This window comes from Streptomyces hokutonensis (genome assembly GCF_000376565.1).
In the GTDB taxonomy this organism is placed as follows: Bacteria; Actinomycetota; Actinomycetes; order Streptomycetales; family Streptomycetaceae; genus Streptomyces; species Streptomyces hokutonensis.
In genome coordinates, this window is the sequence record NZ_BARG01000069.1 from 1 (window position 1) to 19,247 (window position 19,247).

The window sequence follows — 19,247 nt, forward strand, 5'->3', positions numbered from 1 at the left end:
GCCGATGCAGTGGACACCTGATCGCAACGCAGGTTTTTCGTCCTGTGACCCCGGCCGGCTGTCGCTGCCGACCATCATGGACCCCGTCTACGGCTACCAGGTCACCAACGTCGAGGCGTCGATGTCGTCGCCCTCCTCGCTGCTGCACTGGACGCGCCGCATGATCGAGATCCGCAAGCAGAACCTGGCGTTCGGCCTCGGCTCGTACCGGGAACTGCCGTCGTCGAATCCCGCGGTGATCGCCTTCCTGCGCGAGTACGAGGACGACCTCGTCCTGTGCGTGAACAACTTCTCCCGGTTCGCGCAGCCGACGGAACTCGACCTGCGGGCGTTCAATGGAAGGCATCCGGTCGAACTGTTCGGCGGGGTCCGCTTTCCGGCCGTAGGAGAGCTGCCGTACCTGCTGACCTTGGCGGGGCACGGCTTCTACTGGTTCCGGCTCCGCAAGGAAGCCGCCTAGTCACCCCGTGGGGCGGGGTGGATCCGGTTTCCCCCGCCCCGCCCGGGGCACGCAACAGTGACACCCCGTCCACCCCGGGGAAAGGAACGTGACGCCATGGCGGAAACTGTCACACTTTCCGGCCGGACCAGTCCCGGTCCCGGCCTCCTCGCGTCCCTCGACCCCCTCCTGCGGGAGTGGCTGCCGAGGCAGCGGTGGTTCGCGGGCAAGGGCCGTCCCGTCACCGGTTTCTCGCTGGTGGCCGCCACCGAGCTGCTGCCGGCGGACGGCGCGCTCGGCCTCTACCACCTGCTGGTCCGCGCCCATCAGTCACCCGCGCCGGGCGACTGCTACCAGCTCCTCATAGGGGTGCGCGAGGCGCTGCCGCCCCGGCTCGCGCCCGCGCTAATCGGACATGTGGAGGAGGGCCCGCTCGCCGGACGCACGGTGTACGAGGCCCTGTACGACCCCCGGCCCGCCGAGGTGCTCCTGGAGGCGTTTCGCGCCCAGGCCCACATCGGCGGGCTGCGCTTCGAACGGGACCCGGGCCAGGAGATCGCGACCGGCCTGGCCCCCCGCCTGATGACGGCCGAGCAGTCCAACTCGTCCGTCGTCTACGGCGATACGTTCATCCTGAAGCTGCTGCGCCGGATCGTCCCCGGCACCAACCCCGACCTGGAACTCCCGCTGGCCCTCGCCCTGGAGGGCTGCTCCCGGGTGCCCGCGCCGACGGCATGGCTGCGGGCGGAGTCCGACGAGGAGCCGTACGTCCTCGGGGTGCTCCAGCCCTTCGTGCGGGGCGCGACCGACGGCTGGGAGCTGGCGCTGCGCGAGCTGCGCAAGGGCGAGGACTTCGGCGCGGAGGCACGGGCCCTTGGGCGGGCCACGGCCGAGGTCCATGTGGCGCTGGCCCGGGCACTGCCGACCACGACCCTGGGCCGGGTCCAGCTGGACCAGCTGGTGACGGGCATGACCGAGCGGCTCGACGCGGCGGCACAGGCGGTGCCCGTGCTCCGGCCGTACGCGCCCGGACTGCGTACGGCGTTCTCGGCGCTGGCCGATCTCGCGGCCGAGGGGCACACCTGGACCGCCCAGCGCATCCACGGCGACCTGCACCTCGGCCAGTGTCTGCGCTCGCCGTCCGGGGAGTGGTCGCTGATCGACTTCGAGGGCGAGCCGTCCCGGCCGCTGGCGGAGCGCCGGCTGCCGCAGCCGCCGGTGCGGGACATCGCGGGGATGCTGCGGTCCTTCGACTACGCGGCCCACTCCGCCGACCCGCCGGCCCCGGGCTGGGCGAGCAGGTGCCGGGCCGCCTACTGCTCCGGGTACGCGGAGATCAGCGGCGCCGACCCGCGCACCGACCCCGTCCTGCTGCGCGCGTACGAGACGGACAAGGCGGTCTACGAGGTCGTCTACGAGGCCCGGCACCGCCCCGACTGGCTCCCGGTCCCGCTCTCCGCCGTACGCCGCCTCGCCAACCCCACCACCTGACCCACCCGCCCAGGAGGCCCCGCCGTGACCCCGCGCACCCCGTCGTCCAACGGTCCGGATCCGAAGAAGAAGGCCGCCGCGAAGAAGGCGACGGCCAAGAAGGGTGCCGGGAAGAAGGGCGCCGGGAAAAAGAACTCGGCGAAGAGGAACTCGCTGAAGAAGGCGTCGTCGAAGAGGACCGCGGGGCAGAAGGCGACGGTGAAGGAGGCTTCAGTGAAGAAGGACGCGGTGCAGAAGGACGTGGTGGACTCGGTGCAGAAGGGCTCGGTGGAGGAGACGAGCGCCGCCGGCGAGAAGCCCGCGCGCGAGACGGCCACGGCCGACACGGGCACCGACTCGACCACACTCACCGCCACGCCCGCACCCACGCCAACGCTCACCGCCACGCCCGCGCCCGCGCTCACCGCCACACCCACGCCCACCGCCACGCCCGCGCCTGCGCCCGCACTCACTCCTGCGCCGGAGCAAGAGGCACCCGCCCCCGCCCCCACGCCCACGCCCGCACCCGCACCCGCACCCGCACCGGAGATCGCCATATCCCCTGCCCTCGATGCCGTGGACCGCGACCGCCTCCTCCACGGCACCCATCACGCCCCGCACTCCGTCCTCGGCGCACACCCGGTCCCCGGCGGCGTCGCGTTCCGGGTGTTCCGCCCCTTCGCGCTCGGAGTGACCGTCGTGACGGGCGGCTCGACGACCGAGCTGCACGACGACGGGGACGGCTTCTTCTCCGGACTGCTCCCGCTCCCGGAGGTGCCGGAGTACCGGCTGCTCGTGGCCTACGACGGCACCGTGCAGGACACCGAGGACGCGTACCGTTTCCTGCCCGCGCTCGGTGACCTGGACCTGCACCTGATCGGCGAGGGCCGGCACGAGCAGCTGTGGCAGGCGCTCGGCGCGGAGCCGATGACGCACCAGGGGGTCCCCGGCACCCGCTTCACGGTGTGGGCGCCGAACGCCCGGGGCGTACGGCTGGCCGGCACCTTCAACTTCTGGGACGGCACGGGCGCCCCGATGCGCTCGCTCGGCGCCACCGGCGTCTGGGAACTGTTCATGCCGGGCATCGGCGAGGGCGAGCTGTACAAGTTCGAGATCACCAGGCCCGACGGTTCCAAGACCCTGCGCGCCGACCCGATGGCCCGCCGCACCGAGGTACCGCCCGCCACGTCCTCCATCGTCACGGCCTCGCACCACGTGTGGGGCGACGAGGAGTGGCTCGCTGGCCGCACCGAAGTCCCGTCCCACGAGGCGCCGTTCTCCGTCTACGAGATCCACCTCGCGTCCTGGCGCCCCGGTCTGACGTACCGTCAGCTGGCCGAGCAACTCCCGGCCTATGTCAAGGACTTGGGCTTCACGCACGTAGAGCTGATGCCGGTCGCCGAGCATCCCTTCGGCGGTTCCTGGGGCTACCAGGTCACCGGCTTCTACGCCCCGACCGCGCGCCTCGGCACCCCCGACGACTTCAAGTTCCTGGTCGACGCCCTGCACCAGGCCGGCATCGGCGTCCTGATGGACTGGGTGCCGGCCCATTTCCCGCGCGACGACTGGGCGTTGGCCGAGTTCGACGGACGGCCCCTGTACGAGCACGAGGACCCGCTCCGCGCCGCGCACCCCGACTGGGGCACCCTGGAGTTCGACTTCGGCCGCCGAGAGGTGCGCAACTTCCTGGTGGCGAACGCCGTCTACTGGTGCGAGGAGTTCCACATCGACGGGCTGCGTGTGGACGCGGTCGCCTCGATGCTCTACCTCGACTACTCGCGCGAGCCCGGCCAGTGGACCCCGAACGAGCACGGCGGCCGGGAGAACCTGGACGCGGTCGCCTTCCTCCAGGAGATGAACGCGACCGTGTACCGCAGGGTGCCGGGCGTCGTGACCATCGCCGAGGAATCCACCGCCTGGGACGGCGTCACCCGCCCCACCGACACCGGCGGACTCGGCTTCGGGTTCAAGTGGAACATGGGCTGGATGCACGACTCGCTCGACTACATGACCCACGACCCGGTCCACCGCCGGCACCACCACGGCGAGATGACCTTCTCCATGGTGTACGCGTACAGCGAGAACTACGTCCTGCCGATCTCGCACGACGAAGTCGTCCACGGCAAGCGCTCGTTGGTGTCGAAGATGCCCGGCGACTGGTGGCAGCAGCGCGCCAACCTACGCGCCTACCTCGCCTTCATGTGGGCCCACCCCGGCAAGCAACTCCTCTTCATGGGACAGGAGTTCGCCCAGGGCGCCGAGTGGTCCGAGACCCACGGCCCCGACTGGTGGCTCCTCGACCCGGCCTACGGCGCCGAAGCCGACCACCGGGGCGTACGCGACCTGGTCCGCGACCTCAACACGGTGTACCGCCACACCCCTTCGCTGTGGCAGCTGGACACCACCCCCGCCGGCTTCCAGTGGATAACGGGTGACGCGGCCGAGGACAACGTCTTCGCCTTCCTCCGCTACGACACCGACGGCACCCCCCTCCTCGCCGTCAGCAACTTCTCCCCCGTCGTCCGCCACGACTACCGCCTGGGCGTCCCCGACGACACCCCCGCCTGGCACGAGACCCTCAACACCGACACCGCGGTCTACGGCGGCGGCGACGTCACCAACCCCGACCCCATCAAGCCGGAACCGACCGCCTGGCACGGCCGGGCGGCAAGCATCCGACTCACGCTGCCACCGCTGGCCACGGTGTGGCTGCGGCCGGCCTAGGACAGCTCCGGTACATCGGTGAGCGCGCGCGGCAGCGGTCCCGTGTGCACCACGCCGAGCCGCTGAGTGGCCCGGGTCAACGCCACGTACAGGTCGCTCGTGCCGTACCGCCCCGGCTCGACGACGAGTACGGAGTCGAACTCCAGGCCCTTGGCCTGGCGCGGGTCGAGCAGGACGACGGTCCGGGTGAGGTCCGGCTCGGCGCCCGCTGTCACTCCGTCGAGGCGTGCGGCCAGTCGGCGGTGCAGGTCGCGCGGGGCGATGACGGCCAAGCGGCCCTCGGCGGGGGTGAGTTCTCCGACCGCCTTGGCGACCGCGCCGGGGAGGTCGTCAGTCGCGCGCACCCAGGGCCGTACGCCCGTGGACCGTACCGAACTCGGCGGTTCGAAGTCGGGGTTCTCGGCGCGGACGACCGCCGCCGCGAGGTCCATGATCTCGGCGGGGGTGCGGTAGTTGACGCCCAGGCGGGTGTGGGTGAAGCGGTCCTCGACGTAGGGGGCGAGGATCTCCGACCAGGAGCCGACGCCCGCCGCCTCCGCCGTCTGGGCCGGGTCGCCGACCAGGGTCATCGAGCGGGTGGGGCTGCGCCGCATGAGCAACCGCCAGGCCATCGGGGAGAGTTCCTGCGCCTCGTCGACGATGATGTGGCCGAACGCCCAGGTGCGGTCGGCCGCCGCGCGCTCGGCGGCGCTGCGGTGGTCCTCCTCCTCGTGCCGCTCGGCGAAGCGTTCCGCGTCGATGATGTCGTGCGCGGACAGCACCTCTGAGCCCTCGGGGTCGTCCTCCTCCTTGTCCTCGAACTCGAAGGTCCGGGAGGCGAAGGACACGTCCAACACGCCCTGCGCGAACGACACTTGCTCGGCGCGCTCGCGCTCGGCCCGTGCCCGCACCACCCGGTCGTCCCGACCGAGGAGTTCGGCCGCCTCGTCGAGCAGCGGTACGTCCGCCACGGTCCACTCGCGGGTCACCGGGCGGCGGATGGCGTCCGCGTCGTCGTCGGAGACATAGCCCACGGGGTCGGCGAGGAAGTCCGCGACGAGGTACTGCGGGGTCAGCCGAGGCCACAACTGGTCGATGGCGGCCCAGACTTCGGGGTTCTCGGCGAGTTCGTCGCGGATCTGGGTGATGTCGCTGGGGTCGAGCAGGTTGCTGCCGTCGAAGGGGTCGGTGCCGATGCGTTCGGCGACCATCTCGGTGAGCGTGTTGAGGATGTGCCCCTCGAAGTGCTCGCGGGCCGCGTTGTGCGGGAGTCGGGCCTCGCGGGTGCGGTCGCGGGCCATCCGGACCAGGCCGTCGTCGAGCATGAGGATCTCGCGGTCGTGCTCGATCGCGATCACCGGATCGGGGAGGGACTGCCAGTCGCGTACGACCCTGGCGAGGACGTCGGCCATGTCGGCGCGGCCCTTCACCGCGGCGGCGGCCCGGCTGTCGGTGGCCGTCGCCTTCACGCCGGGGAAGAGTTCACCGACGGTCGCGAGCAGCACGCCGGTCTCGCCGAGGGAGGGAAGGACCTCGCCGATGTAGCCGAGGAAGGCGGGGTTCGGGCCGACGATGAGGACGGCGCGCTTGGCGAGCAACTCCCGGTGTTCGTAGAGGAGATACGCGGCCCGGTGCAGCGCGACGGCGGTCTTGCCGGTGCCGGGCCCACCCTCGACGACGAGCACTCCGCGATGCGGCGCCCGGATGATCTCGTCCTGTTCGGCCTGGATGGTCTGCACGATGTCGTTCATCCGGCCGGTGCGCGCGGAGTTGAGCGCGGCCAGCAGCACGGCATCGCCGGTCGGGTCCTCGTGGCCGGTGCGGGTGGCATCGCCGAGGTCGAGGATCTCGTCGTGCAGGGCGGTGACGTGGCGGCCGTCGGTGGTGAGGTGCCGACGGCGGCGCAGGCCCATCGGGGTGTGGCCGGTGGCGAGGTAGAAGGGGCGGGCGACCTCGGCCCGCCAGTCGATCAGGATCGGGGTGAGGTCGGCGTCGTCGGCCCGGATGCCGATACGGCCGATGTGGTGCCGGACCCCGGAGGCCAGGTCGATCCGGCCGAAGCAGAGCGAGCCCTCCACGGCGTTCAGCGCGGCGAGCAGCCCCGAGCGCTCGGCGACCAGGATGTCCCGCTCCAGCCGGGCCTGCCTGGGCGTGTTGCTCTGCCCGAGCGCGTCCAGGACGGAGTCCTCGGTGGCGCCGCGCAGCGCGTCCACGCGCGCGTACAGACCGTCGATGAATTCCTGCTCGCCGTGAATTTCATCGCTGTTTGACAATTCCACTCCCGGACCTATATACTGTGCTCACTGAGCCTCTTTGCGACCGAATTCCCGTGAAGTCGCGAACCATTGAATATACGCAAAAGAATCCCCCGAGCGCAATTGCTCAGGGGATTTTTCGTGCCAACAGGTCGTGCCGGCGGGCTCAGATCACATCGGCCAGTTCCTCCAGCAGCCGCCGCTTCGGCCGGGCTCCCACCATGGCCTTCACCGGCTCACCGTCCCGGAAGACCATGAATGTGGGCATCGAGAGAACCTTGTAGGCGTTCGTGGTCTCCGGATTCCGGTCCACGTTCAGCTGCACCACCTTCAACCGCTCCCCCTCCTCCGCGGCGAGCGCCCGCAGCACCGGCCCCATCTGCCGGCACGGAGGACACCAGTCCGCGGTGAACTCCACCAGCACCGGCAGCTCGGCCCCGAGCACCTCGGCCGTGAAGTTCTCGTCCGTCACATCGGGCACGTGCGTCACATCGATCACAGTTCAGACCCTCCCAGTTCGCACAACGGCGTCGGCTCCTCGACGGTCGCGAGCCGCACCCCGATCTCCGCCCGCACGGCCTGCAACTCCCCGATCAGGGAGTCCAGTTCGGCCAGCTTGCGCCGGTAGACCGCGAGCGACGCCGGGCACGAGTCGCCCTCCGGGTGCCCGGCCCGCAGACACTCCACGAAGGGCCGCGTCTCCTCCAGGTCGAACCCGAAGTCCTGCAGGGTCCTGATCTGCCGCAGCAGCTTCAGATCAGCCTCGTCGTACGTCCGGTACCCGTTGCCCCCGCGCCGCGCGGGCAACAGCCCCCGCGACTCGTAGTACCTGAGAGTCCGCGTCGTGGTCCCGGCCCGCGCGGCCAGCTCGCCGATTCGCATGCCCCCGACGGTAATCCTTGACGTCGGCGTCAGGGCAACAGCGTTCAGGGCAACAGGGAAACCGCGGCGGCCTCAGTAGCCGTCCGCGTCCTCGTCGCCGTCCTCCGGCCCCCGCACGCCCAGCAGCCGACGCGTCAACTGGTCGCGGTCGGAAAGGAGTTCGTCGAGGGCGCTACGCAGGTCGGACGGTTCCGTGTGCGGGGACTCGCGTTCGGCCGCGATCAGTACGGACCGTCGTACGAGTTCCTTCGTGAAGGACGCCGTCGTGCCCTCCGTGCGGGACACCACCTCGTCGGCGACTTCCTTGCCGAAGTCGAGCCCGGCGCCGTAGAGGTCGAGGAGTCGGGCGCGGCCCTGGGCGTCGGGGAGGGGGATCTCCACGGCGAGGTCGACGCGGCCTGGGCGCTGGATGAGGGCCGGTTCGAGGAGGTCGGCGCGGTTGGTGGTGAGGAGGAAGGCCACGTCGGCGTCGTCGCCGAGGCCGTCCATCTCGTTCAACACCTGGAAGAGCAGAGGCTGTTCGCCGCCGCCGTGGTCGCGCGCCTCGGCGATCAGGTCGCAGTCCTCCAGGACGACCAGCGCGGGCTGGAGCATCCGGGCCAGGGCGCAGGCGGGGCCGATGGCGTCGATGCCGGTCCCTGCGAGGACGACGACCGTGAACTGCGGGAGGTGGGAGAGGAGATAGCGGATCGTGTGGGTCTTGCCGGTGCCGGGCGGGCCGTAGAGGAGGAGGCCGCGGCGCAGGTGTTGGCCGGCGGCGCGGAGTTGCTCGCGGCGGCGGGCGACGCCGACGACCTGGCGCTCGACGCGCTCCAGCAGGCCCTCGGGGAGCACGATGTCGTCCCGGGTCAGGGCGGGGCGGCGGTGGAAGCGGAACGGGCCCAGGCCGTGGCCGAACTGGGAGCCCTCGAAGGAGAGCACCTGCCCCTGGAAGATGTTGTGCTCGCGCACCAGCCGGTCGATCTCGGCGAGCAGCCGGTCCGCGAACTCCTTGTCCTGCGCGAGGACTTCGATCTCGACCTTGTTGCGCCCGTACTCGTCGGCCGGGCCGCGCAGCAGCACCGCGAACCGGTTCTCGCCCTCCGCACCGAGGTAGAACCCGCAGGAGACACAGGCGAGTTCCTCGTCCGGCGAGATGGGCAGGTGCGCGTAGTCGACGGCGCCGATCGTGAACCGGTCGTAGCGGTCGGCCGCTTCGAGGATGTCGCCGAGGGTCAGCTCGCCGTGGTGCTGCGCACCGCGCATGCCGACCAGCTCGTACGACCGCCCGCCCCCGGCGAACCAGCGCTCCAGGGCGAGATGCACGTTCGGCAGGTCGTACGGCGGATACGCGGCCTTGACCACGGGCCGGTCGGCGGGCGCGGTGCCGAGGTGGTCGCGCAGCCGCTTGGAGAGGTTGCGGGCGGCCTCGTCCTCCTTGCGCCTGGGGCGGGCCACCGCCGTGAGGAACTCGTAGAAGAGTTCGTTGACCTGCTCCAGCGAGAGCGACGAGGGCTCCCGGTCCGCGCCGTGCCGTCGTTCGTACTCCTCGGAGCTCATGATCTCCAGTCCGCCCGATTCCCCCATGCCTGCCTCCGCTTGGTCCGATGGGTCCGACCGGTCACGTCGGGTGTCCCAGCGTGCGGGTGAACAGGGCGGCGGGTCAAAGCATTTGGGGTGAATGTCCCCGAAGGGGTGGGTAACGGGCCGCGGGCCGGCGCTCGTCCGAGGGGGCGGGTCCCCCGGCCCGCCCCCTCGCTCCCCCGTGTTTCCCCCGTGGGTCTTCCTCGCGGGTCTCCCTGGGTGCGTCTCAGTGGCCGTGCGCCGGTCCCTCGGCGGCCCGCGCGAACCACACGTCGGCCGCCGCCGGGCGGCCGGTGAGCAGCAGGAGCAGGGCGCCGACCGGGCCGCGGACCTCCTCGCCCGCACCGCGCGCCCACTCGATGTCGGTGGCGACGAGCCGGGCCTCCGGGAGCGGCCAGGGACGGGGCGGGAAGCGCATCGTCCACACCCGGTCGGCGGCGTCCCGGGCGGCCTCGGGAGGCATCTGCCGCTCCCGGCCGAGCGCGAGGGCGATGTCCTGGCCGTGGACGAGGATATCGAGGAGCGGTTCGCGGGGTGTGGTCGTGGGGGCGAGACGGCGGGAGCCGATGGTCGAGCGCAGGTTGGCGACGATGTCCGCGACCGGCCGCCCGGCCTCCCGTACGGCCGAGTCGTGGATCATCCGGTCGACGCTCCCGCGGGCCCGCGCGAACTCGCGCAGGACGGCGCCGTACGACATGCGTGCGGCGATGGTCAGATGCGCGGCGACGTCCCGCACCCGCCAGTCGCCACACCGTGTGGGGGTCTCCCACTCCTCCGGGCTCAGCCCGTCGAGGAGGTCGGCCAGGCTCGCCCGCTCACGGTCCACGATCCGCCAGCGCTCGTCCGTCCCCAGTACGACACCCGGTACGACGCCCATGGGAATCACCGCCCACTGAAGTGACATGCAAGTGGTAAGCTTCTCTGACCAAATTAGTCAGAGACTCTGACCACTGTCAAGGAGGCGTAGGCCATGGCGGCGGAGAGCGAGCTCAACACGGGGCTGCTCCTGTTCATCCCGTACAGAGCCCTGGAGAACCGCATCTTCGCAGCGCTCGCCGAGGCCGGGTTCGACGACTTCACGCCCGCCCAGGCCCGGGTCCTGCAGCGGGTCGGGCCGGACGGGACGCGGCTGACCGAACTGGCCGAGCAGGCGCAGGTCACCAAGCAGACCGCCGGGTTCCTCGTCGACCAGCTGGAGAAGGCCGGCTATGTGACACGCGAGCCGGACCCGACCGACCGGCGGGCCCGGCTGATCCGCCTGGCCGAGCGCGCCAGGGCCGCACAGCCCGTCGCCGCCGCGGTGGTGGCCGAGGTGGAGCGGGAGTGGGAGGAGCACCTCGGCAAGCGCCGCATGAGGCAACTGCGCGAGGCGCTCACGGTGTTGCGGGAGATCACCGACCCCTGGGCCTGAGCGGAGTCAGACCATCACGCCCGCCGAGGTCTCCACCTCCAGCAGGGAGGCGCTCTCGCGCTCCTCGTCGAAGGCCTTGCGTCCGCCGCGCAGGCCGAACAGGCGCTTGGCGAGGGCGATGTAGAGGACCGCGAGTATGTTGAGGACGAGGGTGGCGATCTTCAACCAGCTGATGTGCTCGGTGAGTTCGTAGATCTCCAGCGGGAGGAACGCGGCGGTCGCGACCACCGTCAGATACTCCGCCCAGCGCTTCGCGTACCAGAGCCCGCCGGCCTCGACGAGTTCGATCAGCGCGTACGCCAGCAGCAGTACGGCGACCAGGACCAGCGTGGAGTGCTTGTAGCCGAAGGTCTTCTGGATGGAGCCGACGACCGGCGAGTGGTCGAGGTCGTAGTGGAAGTGCTTGAAGACCGGGCGGAAGACGTTCAGGTAGTCGTCGAAGAGCCTGCGCACCGAGTCCTGGCTGTTGCTGAACTTCCACACCGCGGCGGCGACCAGCACGATGAACACCCCGCGCACGGCCCGCTCGATCGCCAGGAACCGCAGGATGAACAGGTCCCGCAGCACCTTCCCGCGCGGCACCAGCGGGGCGTTCTCGGCGGGCCCGGAGCCGTGCGGTTCGCCGAGTACGAAGTCGCCGCAGCGCAGACAGCGCCAGGCCGTACCGAACTTGGTCTCGACGCGCAGCCGCTCCCGCAGCACCGTTTCGTCGGGCGCGTACGTCACATGCCCGTGCCGTGCGCAGTGCCGCCGGTCCCAGTCGATCTTCATGCCCATGTCCCCCGTGACTCCCGCCGAACGCGAACGTGCCGTACCGCGCCGGAGTTTTCCGGCACGGCACGGCACGCTAGTGCATCCCCCAGAAGGGATGGGAGGTGGACCGGGCGGCTGAGCGACGGGGGGACACCCAGCCGCCCGGAGTCCATGGGGCGTCCGGACCTTGTTCAGGTGGGTCCGGGCGCCCCGCTCGGGGGGCGGGTCAGGCCTTGGCGAGTTCCTTCTCGCCGCCCTGCTCGGGCACGCCGTCGAGGTGCTCGTCGCCGTCCTCGTCGAGCAACGTCTTCTCGTCGAAGGGCAGTTCACCCGCGAGCACCCGGTTCACCCGCTCCTTGTCGACCTCGCCGGTCCAGGTGCCGATGAGCAGCGTGGCGACGGCGTTGCCGGCGAAGTTGGTGACGGCGCGGGCCTCGCTCATGAAGCGGTCGATGCCGATGATCAGGCCGACACCGTCGACCAGGGCCGGCTTGTGCGACTGCAGACCGCTGGCGAGCACGGCGATACCGGAGCCGGAAACCCCTGCCGCACCCTTCGAAGCAACCATCATGAAGAGCAGCAGGCCGATCTGCTGGCCGATGTTCATCGGCTGGTCCATGGCGTCGGCGATGAACAGCGAGGCCATGGTCAGGTAGATCATCGTGCCGTCGAGGTTGAAGGAGTAGCCGGTCGGCACGGTGATACCGACGACCGGGCGGCTGACACCCAGGTGCTCCATCTTCGCGATGAGCCGCGGCAGCGCGGACTCGGACGAGGAGGTGGAGACGATCAGCAGGAACTCGCGGCCGAGGTACTTCAGCAGCTGGAACAGGTTGACCTTGGCGACCAGCTTGGTCAGCGTGCCGAGCACGACCACGATGAACAAGAAGCAGGTGACGTAGAAGCCGAGCATGATCGTGCCCAGCGCCTTGAGCGCGTCCATGCCGGTCTCGCCGATGACGGCGGCCATCGCGCCGAACGCGCCGACGGGCGCGGCCCACATGATCATGCCGAGGATGCGGAAGACCAGCTTCTGGATGTACTCGACCCCGCGCAGCACCGGCTCGCCGGTCCGGCCCATGGCCTGCAGCGCGAAGCCCGCGAGGAGCGCGATCAGCAGGGTCTGCAGGACCTGGCCCTCGGTGAAGGCCGACACGAAGGTGGTCGGGATGATCCCGAGCAGGAAGTCGACCGGGCCCTCGGCGGCGGCCTGGGCCTGCGTGTGTCCGACGCCCTTGACCGCCTCGGTCAGGTGCATGCCGCTGCCCGGGTGGATGATGTTGCCGACGACCAGGCCGATGGCCAGCGCCACGAACGACATCGCGATGAAGTAGCCGAGCGCGAGTCCGCCGACCTTGCCGACCTGAGCGGCCTTCCGTACGGAGCCGACGCCGAGCACGATCGTGCAGAAGATGATCGGCGAGATCATCATCTTGATCAGCGAGACGAAGCCGGTACCGATCGGCTTCAGTTCCTTGGCGAAGTCGGGCGCGATGAACCCGACGGCGATGCCGAGGGCGACCGCGACGATCACCGCGATGTAGAGGTAGTGGGTACGGTCCCGCTTCGCGGGGGGTGCGGCAGGTGCGGGAGCGGTGCTGGCCACGGCTGCCCTCCTTGACGACGTCGTCGGCATCATCCGGCGTGCGGCTCACGACCGGCGGAATCCCGTTGTGCGGCTCACATCCGGGAAGATCCGGGAGATGGGGGCTCCCAGGGGGTTGCGGTGACTATCTCCTGGCTTGTGAGGCCGGTCACCCTTACGTTCATTTAGTTCGCGCCATTTCGGAGAGGCACACTGACGACATGCGCTTCCCGCACATCCCCCGCCCCCGCAGCCTCGCCGGCCAGCTCTTCGGCATGCAGGCGGTGCTGATAGCGGTCGTCGTCGCCGGGTACGCGCTGTTCACCTACGTCAGCGACCGCAGCCAGGCCGAGGACGCGGCCGGCCGCCAGGCCACGGCGGTGGCCCGCTCGGTCGCGGACTCCCCGTCGGTGGTCGCGGCGATCGGTACGTCCGACCCCACCGCGCACCTGGAGACGTACTCCCTGCGCGTCCAGCGCGACACCCAGGTCGACTTCGTCACGATCATGAACCCGCAGGGCATCCGCTGGACCCACCCGGACAAGAACCAGATCGGCAAGAAGTTCCTCGGCCACATCGGGCCCGCCCTCGACGGCAAGTCCTTCACCGAGACCTACACCGGTACGCTCGGCGCGTCCGTCCGCGCGGTCACCCCCATCTACGACACCGGGCGCACCCGGATCATCGGCCTGGTCAGCGCCGGCATCCGCGTCGAGGCGATCACCCAGCGGGTGCAGGACCAGGTGACGGCCCTCATCGGCGTCGCGGCCGGCGCGCTGGCACTGGGTGCCGTAGGGACGTATGTCATCAACGCCCGCCTCCGCCGCCACACCCACAACATGAACGCCACCGAGCTGAGCCATATGCACGACTACCACCAGGCCGCGCTGCACGCGGTACGGGAAGGACTGCTGATGCTCGACGGGCAGTACCGGGTGGCGCTCATGAACGACGGCGGCCGCGAACTCCTCGGAGTCAGGGGTGACGTGGTCGGCCGTTCGGTGGCCGACCTGGGCCTGCCCGCACCGCTGACGGGGGCGCTGCTGTCGTCGGAGGAACGGGTGGACGAGGTGCATCTGACGGCGTCCCGAGTACTGGTGGTCAACACCTCACCGGTGTCGGGCGGCGAGCGCCGGGGAACGGTGGTGACCCTCCGGGACGTCACCGAACTCCAGTCCCTCATGGGCGAGTTGGACTCGGAGCGCGGCTTCACGCAGGCGCTGCGGTCACAGGCGCACGAGGCGGCGAACCGCCTGCACACGGTGGTGTCGTTGATCGAACTCGGCCGGGCGGAGGAGGCGGTGGACTTCGCGACGGCGGAGTTGGAGCTGGCCCAGACGCTGACGGACCAGGTGGTCTCGGCGGTCAACGAGCCTGTGCTGGCTGCCCTGTTGCTGGGCAAGACGGCTCAATCCAACGAGCGGGGCGTCGAGTTGGTGGTGTCCGAGGACAGCGGATTGGACGACGGTCTGTTGCCGGACTCCTTGTCGGCGCGGGACCTGGTGACCATCCTCGGGAACTTGATCGACAACGCGGTGGACGCGGCGCAGGGAAGCCTGCGGGCACGGGTCACGGTGACGGCACGCACGGAGGCGGACGCGACGGGCTCCGGCTCCGCGCTGGTGCTGCGGGTCGCGGACACGGGGACGGGCGTCGACCCGGCGCACGCGGAGGCGGTCTTCCAGCGCGGCTTCTCGACGAAGCCGGCGGGACCGGGCGGCCGGGGGCTGGGGCTGGCGTTGGTACGGCAGGCGGTGAACCGGCATGAGGGGACGTTGACGGTGGCCGAGGCGGAGGGAGGCGGGGCGGTGTTCGAGGTGCGGTTGCCGTTGTGGGGCACGGAGACGGAGACGGGGACGGGTTCGGGTTCGGGTAGCGGCGAGGGTGGTGTCGGGGCGTCGTCGTCCCGGGGCTCTGCTTCCAGAGGTACGGCTTTCAGAGGTGACCACTCATGACTACGGCCGAGCCGATCCGCGTGCTGATCGTGGAGGACGATCCCGTCGCCGCCGACGCGCATGTGATGTACGTGGGCCGGGTGCCGGGCTTCGTGGCGGTGGGCAAGGCGCACACGGGGGCGGAGGCGAGACGGGCGCTGGAGCGTACGCAGGTCGACCTGTTGCTACTGGATCTGCATCTGCCGGATGCGCACGGCTTGCAGCTGGCCAGGTCGTTGCGGGCCGCCGGCTACCACGCGGACGTGATCGCCGTGACGTCGGCGCGGGATCTGGCGGTGGTGCGGGAGGGGGTCTCGCTGGGGGTCGTCCAGTACGTCCTGAAGCCGTTCACCTTCGCCACGCTGCGGGACCGGCTGGTGCGGTACGCCGAGTTCCACGCGGCGGCGGGCGAGGCGAGCGGCCAGGACGAGGTCGACCGCGCGCTGGCCGCCCTGCGCGCGCCTTCGCCTGCGGCGCTGCCGAAGGGCTTGAGTGCGCCGACGCTGGAGAAGGTGACGGTCGCTCTGCGGGACTGCGGGGAGGGGCTCACTGCGGCGGGAGTGGCCGAGGCGGTGGGGATCTCCCGGATCACGGCTCGGCGGTACCTGGAGCATTTGGTGGAGGCGGGGAGGGCGGCGCGGAGTCCGCAGTACGGGACTGTGGGGCGGCCCGAGTTGCAGTATCGGTGGGTCAAGGGGTAGGCGGGCGGGGCGAGTTGAGCGGTCGCGCATAGCTCAGGACCTGGTGGCCGAGGCCGACGACGGTCAACGCCTCGGCGACGGAGAGGGCGAGCAGGCCGGGTGTCGTCTGGCCTGCGGCCCAGTAGACGACGAGCCCGGCGAACGGGACGACGCAGAACGCCAGCAGGTCGATGGAGGACTGGATGACCTTGCGGGAGCGCCGGCGGGTGTCGGAACGGTGGGCGGACTCCCACGCGAACACCTCCTGGGCCTGGGCGAGTTCGGCGAGCCGGGGCCCCAGGTCGTCCCGTACGTACGTCCCGATCGCGGAGATCTTCTCGTCGTTCACGACGTAGGTCCAGCCGAGCACGACACACACCGGGGGCAGCGCGAGCAGCATCTCGGACCGCTGGGCCTGGGCGGCGGCGGCGATGACTGCGGCGACGACGGTGAGGGTGACGTAGAGGAGGTTGTCGCGGAAGCCGATGCGGGTTTTCTGCTCGTCCTTGACGGTTTGGTATTCGGCGAGGAGTAGTTGGGCTGTGGTGACGTCGCGTTCCGGCATTGCCCGGTCTCCCCCCTCATATGGTGTCAACACGCCATCTGCGCAGGCCTCTTGGCAGTACCTTAAGTGAGTGACGCAACCCATTGTCGCGGTGCTGACCGCACTGCCGCTCGAGTACACGGCCGTACGGGATCATCTGACGGACGTGGAGAAGCAGGAGCATCCCCGGTACGGAACTCTGGCAACGGTGGGCCGCTTGTCGGGCACGCCCTGGTCGGTAGCCCTGCTGGAGCTGGGCGAGGGCAATCTGACGGCGGCCACGCTCACCGAGCGGGTCATGTCGTGGCTCGAACCCCAGGCCGTGTTCTTCGTCGGGGTTGCCGGCAGCCTCAAAACCGACATCGAAATCGGCGACGTGGTCGTGGCCACGAAGGTGTACGGCATCCACGGCGGCAAGGAGACGGACAAGAACTTCTTGGTCCGTCCCGAGGCATGGCGGGCTTCGCACCGGCTGGAGCAGGCGGCGCGCGAGGCGTTGCGGGAGGATCCGCACGCCCATCTGAAGCCGATCGCCGCCGGGGACGTGGTGCTGGCCTCTGCCCGGTCCGCGCTGGCGGAACATCTGCGGACGCACTACAACGACGCCGCCGCCATCGAGATGGAGGGCGCGGGAATCGCGAGCGCGGTGCACCTGGCGGGCGGGGACGCGCTGGTGATCCGAGGGATCAGCGACCGGGCCGACGCCAAGAAGTCCCGCGCCGATGCGGAAGGTTCACAGCCACGGGCTGCCACGAACGCGGCCGCCGCGGTGGTGGCGGTGCTGCGGGAACTGCGGCCGTTCGGTGGCCGGCCGGGCCCCTCCGGCGGAACCGCCGACGACCCCAAGGAGGGTCCCTTTCGCGGGCCCACCCATGGCGGGGACCACCTCGACTTTCGGGGGAGCACGTTCAACGGGCCGTTCGTCGCCAAGCAGGTGGGGCGGGGGGACGGAGAGCGGTAACTCCGGCCCTGGTTCCGTGCACGGTCCGGTGCCGGTTGCCACTGCCGCGTTGCCTGCGGTGCCGGCGGGGTTCACCGGGCGGGACGAGGACCTGGCGCGGTTGTCGCCGGTACTGGATCCGGCGGCTGAGTCTGATCTGCCCGTGGTGATCTGCGCGGTGTCCGGGCTGGGCGGGATCGGGAAGACGTCGTTGGCGTTGTGTGCCGCGCATCGGGCGGTGCGGGACGGGTGGTTTCCGGGCGGGACGTTGTTCGTCGACTTTCGGGGGTACGACGAGGATCCGGTTACGGCGGATCAGGCGGTGGTTGCGCTGCTGGACGGGATGGGGGTTCGGGGGGCGGATCTTCCGCAGACGGTGGAGGGGCAGTACGGGTTGTATCGGCGGCTGTTGGCGGAGGAGGGGCGGCCGATGTTGCTGGTCCTCGACAATGCGTCGGATGCGGGGCAGGTGATGCCGCTTGTGCCGGGGACGGATCATCATCGGGTGCTGATCACTTCTCGGGATCGACTCACGGAACTGGACGCTCAGCTGATCGACCTCGATGTTCTCAATGCGGAGGACGCCGCCGACCTCATCAGCAGGTCCTTGCAGCTCAGCGACCGCAGTGATGATCGGGCGACGCGTGAACCGGAGGCGGTGTCGGAACTCGCCACACTCTGTGGCCACCATCCGCTCGCGCTGAGGATCACCGCAGGCATGCTGCGCAAGCGCCGCCACCGGTCCATCGCATCCCTCGTGGACGAGTTGCGGGGTGCCGAGGACGTGACGGCGGCTGTCGGACTCCGCCCGGTCTTCGAAGCGGCGTACCGGCAACTGCCGTCTGAGCAGGCCAGGTTGCTGCGTCTGCTCGCACTGGCTCCGACGGCCGAAGTGGCCAGCGATACGGCCGCCGCACTGGCGGACCTCGGTGTCGACTGGACGTTCGGCCTGCTCGAAGAGCTCGCCGCGTCCCACCTTGTCACGCCTGTTCCGGGAGAGGCGGATGTTCGGTGGCGGTTGCATGACTTGGTGCGGGTGTTCGGGGTGGGTGTGGTCAACGGGGATGCGGGGTTGCGGGAGGAGGGGGAGGCGGCGCGGGAGCGAGTGCTGGGTTTCTATCTGCGGTGGGCGAGGGCGGCGGATGACCGGCTGCGGTGGCTGCAGGGGATGCCGGAGCCGGAGCGATTCGCGAACCGGGCGGGGGCGTTGGCGTGGTTTGACGGCGAGCGGGCGGGGCTGGTGGCGGCGGTGCAGTGGGCGCGGGAGGAGCGGTACGCGGACACAGCGGTACGGCTGTCCCAGCGCCTGGCGGAGTATCTGGACTGGCGGCGCTCTTTCGACGACAAGATCACGGTGTGTGGTTCCGCGCGGGACGCCGCCCACCGCGCCGGTGACCGGGTGGGGGAGGCCAGCGCGTGGACCAGCCTCGGCGTCGCCCTGCGGCAGACGGGCCGGGCAGGGGAGGCCATCGACGCCCACATCCGCGCCCGCGACCTGTACCAGACCGCCGGGGACCGTGACCGCGAGGCCATCGCGTGGAACAACCTCGGTGTCGCCCTGCAGGAGACGGGCCGGACCGAGGAGGCCATCGACGCCCACACCCGCGCCCGCGAGCTGTTCCAGGTTGTCGGGGATCGCCCCCGCGAGGCCAGCGCGTGGGACAATCTCGGCAGCGCTCTGCTGGAGGCCAGCCGGGCGGGGGAGGCGATCGATGCCTACACCCGCGCCCGCGACCTATTCCAGACCGTCGAGGACCGCCATGGTGAGGCCAGGGCGTGGAACAACCTCGGCGCCGCCCTGCGCACAACGGGCCGGGGGGAGGAGGCGGTTGAGGCATACAAGAAGGCCCTGGAGGGCCACCGGGAGTTCGACGACTGGTACCGCACGGGCCACACCCTCTCCAACCTGGCCCGCGCCCACCAGAACGCCGCCCGCCCAGCCGAGGCCCGCACCTGCTACCTCCAGTCCGCCGACGCCTACACCCAAGCCAACGCCCCCACCGAAGCCGCTCTCGCCCAATCCCGCGCAGACTCATTGACCTGACTAGACCACTCCACTTACCTTCACCGGGCAGCCATTCCCCCAGG

Annotated in this window: 16 protein-coding genes; 8 read left to right on the plus strand and 8 right to left on the minus strand. The window is 70.5% G+C overall.

The features are described 5' to 3' along the window. The 3 genes from SSP08S_RS56735 to glgB all read left to right on the plus strand — a co-directional run. A partial coding sequence (locus tag SSP08S_RS56735) for an alpha-glucosidase C-terminal domain-containing protein (RefSeq protein WP_043260051.1) occupies positions 1 to 460 on the plus strand: 460 nt, incomplete at its 5' end. A 96-nt stretch (positions 461 to 556) separates the two neighbouring features. Then, positions 557 to 1,930, plus strand: coding sequence for a maltokinase N-terminal cap-like domain-containing protein (locus tag SSP08S_RS39125; protein WP_019073104.1), 1,374 nt, complete (start codon positions 557 to 559; stop codon positions 1,928 to 1,930). 24 nt (positions 1,931 to 1,954) lie between these two features. Then, positions 1,955 to 4,633, plus strand: a complete 2,679-nt coding sequence (gene glgB / locus SSP08S_RS39135) for a 1,4-alpha-glucan branching enzyme (protein WP_078532657.1) — start codon at positions 1,955 to 1,957, stop codon at positions 4,631 to 4,633. On the opposite strand, the gene SSP08S_RS39140 is transcribed toward glgB, so the two are convergent. From SSP08S_RS39140 to SSP08S_RS39160, 5 genes are all read right to left on the minus strand, one after another. Then, positions 4,630 to 6,885 carry a HelD family protein gene (locus tag SSP08S_RS39140; protein WP_078532658.1) on the minus strand — a complete coding sequence of 752 codons (2,256 nt, stop codon included), beginning with the start codon at positions 6,883 to 6,885 and terminating at the stop codon, positions 4,630 to 4,632. The two genes, glgB and SSP08S_RS39140, sit on opposite strands and share 4 nt — an antisense overlap. A 148-nt stretch (positions 6,886 to 7,033) precedes the next feature. Beyond that, positions 7,034 to 7,348, minus strand: a complete 315-nt coding sequence (gene trxA / locus SSP08S_RS39145; protein ID WP_026179226.1) for a thioredoxin — start codon at positions 7,346 to 7,348, stop codon at positions 7,034 to 7,036. A gap of 14 nt (positions 7,349 to 7,362) precedes the next feature. Continuing rightward, positions 7,363 to 7,749: a MerR family transcriptional regulator gene (locus SSP08S_RS39150; protein WP_019073110.1), complete on the minus strand. Its 387-nt coding sequence runs from the start codon at positions 7,747 to 7,749 to the stop codon at positions 7,363 to 7,365. Between the two features lie 72 nt (positions 7,750 to 7,821). Continuing rightward, positions 7,822 to 9,315 carry an AAA family ATPase gene (locus tag SSP08S_RS39155; RefSeq protein WP_019073111.1) on the minus strand — a complete coding sequence of 498 codons (1,494 nt, stop codon included), beginning with the start codon at positions 9,313 to 9,315 and terminating at the stop codon, positions 7,822 to 7,824. Between the two features lie 223 nt (positions 9,316 to 9,538). Beyond that, the gene (locus SSP08S_RS39160) at positions 9,539 to 10,216 is read right to left on the minus strand and encodes a maleylpyruvate isomerase family mycothiol-dependent enzyme (RefSeq protein ID WP_245608043.1); all 678 of its coding nucleotides are present in this window, start codon (positions 10,214 to 10,216) and stop codon (positions 9,539 to 9,541) included. Positions 10,217 to 10,282: 66 nt separating this feature from the next. Between SSP08S_RS39160 and SSP08S_RS39165 the strand changes: the two genes are divergently transcribed. Next, complete coding sequence (locus SSP08S_RS39165; RefSeq protein WP_019073113.1) at positions 10,283 to 10,723, plus strand: MarR family winged helix-turn-helix transcriptional regulator; 441 nt, start codon at positions 10,283 to 10,285, stop codon at positions 10,721 to 10,723. A gap of 6 nt (positions 10,724 to 10,729) precedes the next feature. On the opposite strand, the gene SSP08S_RS39170 is transcribed toward SSP08S_RS39165, so the two are convergent. Together SSP08S_RS39170 and SSP08S_RS39175 are read right to left on the minus strand one after the other, a co-directional pair. Continuing rightward, on the minus strand, positions 10,730 to 11,494 hold the full coding sequence (locus SSP08S_RS39170; RefSeq protein WP_026179227.1) for a DUF2127 domain-containing protein: 765 nt from the start codon (positions 11,492 to 11,494) through the stop codon (positions 10,730 to 10,732). A gap of 208 nt (positions 11,495 to 11,702) precedes the next feature. Further along, a complete protein-coding gene (locus SSP08S_RS39175) occupies positions 11,703 to 13,115 on the minus strand; it encodes a cation:dicarboxylate symporter family transporter (protein ID WP_078532659.1) in 1,413 nt (470 codons plus the stop codon). 167 nt (positions 13,116 to 13,282) lie between these two features. On the opposite strand from SSP08S_RS39175, the gene SSP08S_RS39180 reads away from it, so the two are divergent. After that, positions 13,283 to 15,016 carry a sensor histidine kinase gene (locus SSP08S_RS39180; RefSeq protein ID WP_019073116.1) on the plus strand — a complete coding sequence of 578 codons (1,734 nt, stop codon included), beginning with the start codon at positions 13,283 to 13,285 and terminating at the stop codon, positions 15,014 to 15,016. Continuing rightward, positions 15,013 to 15,696 (plus strand): response regulator, encoded by a 684-nt coding sequence (locus SSP08S_RS39185; protein WP_019073117.1) that lies wholly within the window; start codon positions 15,013 to 15,015, stop codon positions 15,694 to 15,696. The genes SSP08S_RS39180 and SSP08S_RS39185 overlap by 4 nt, the downstream gene beginning before the upstream one ends. Here SSP08S_RS39185 and SSP08S_RS39190 read toward each other — a convergent pair. Beyond that, complete coding sequence (locus SSP08S_RS39190; protein WP_019073118.1) at positions 15,686 to 16,240, minus strand: hypothetical protein; 555 nt, start codon at positions 16,238 to 16,240, stop codon at positions 15,686 to 15,688. The two genes, SSP08S_RS39185 and SSP08S_RS39190, sit on opposite strands and share 11 nt — an antisense overlap. Before the next feature lie 70 nt (positions 16,241 to 16,310). Here SSP08S_RS39190 and SSP08S_RS39195 point away from each other — a divergent pair, with 70 nt between their 5' ends. Next, positions 16,311 to 17,180 carry a 5'-methylthioadenosine/S-adenosylhomocysteine nucleosidase gene (locus SSP08S_RS39195; RefSeq protein ID WP_043260054.1) on the plus strand — a complete coding sequence of 290 codons (870 nt, stop codon included), beginning with the start codon at positions 16,311 to 16,313 and terminating at the stop codon, positions 17,178 to 17,180. 16 nt (positions 17,181 to 17,196) lie between these two features. Then, positions 17,197 to 19,203: a tetratricopeptide repeat protein gene (locus SSP08S_RS39200; protein WP_019073120.1), complete on the plus strand. Its 2,007-nt coding sequence runs from the start codon at positions 17,197 to 17,199 to the stop codon at positions 19,201 to 19,203. Positions 19,204 to 19,247: the final 44 nt, after the last annotated feature.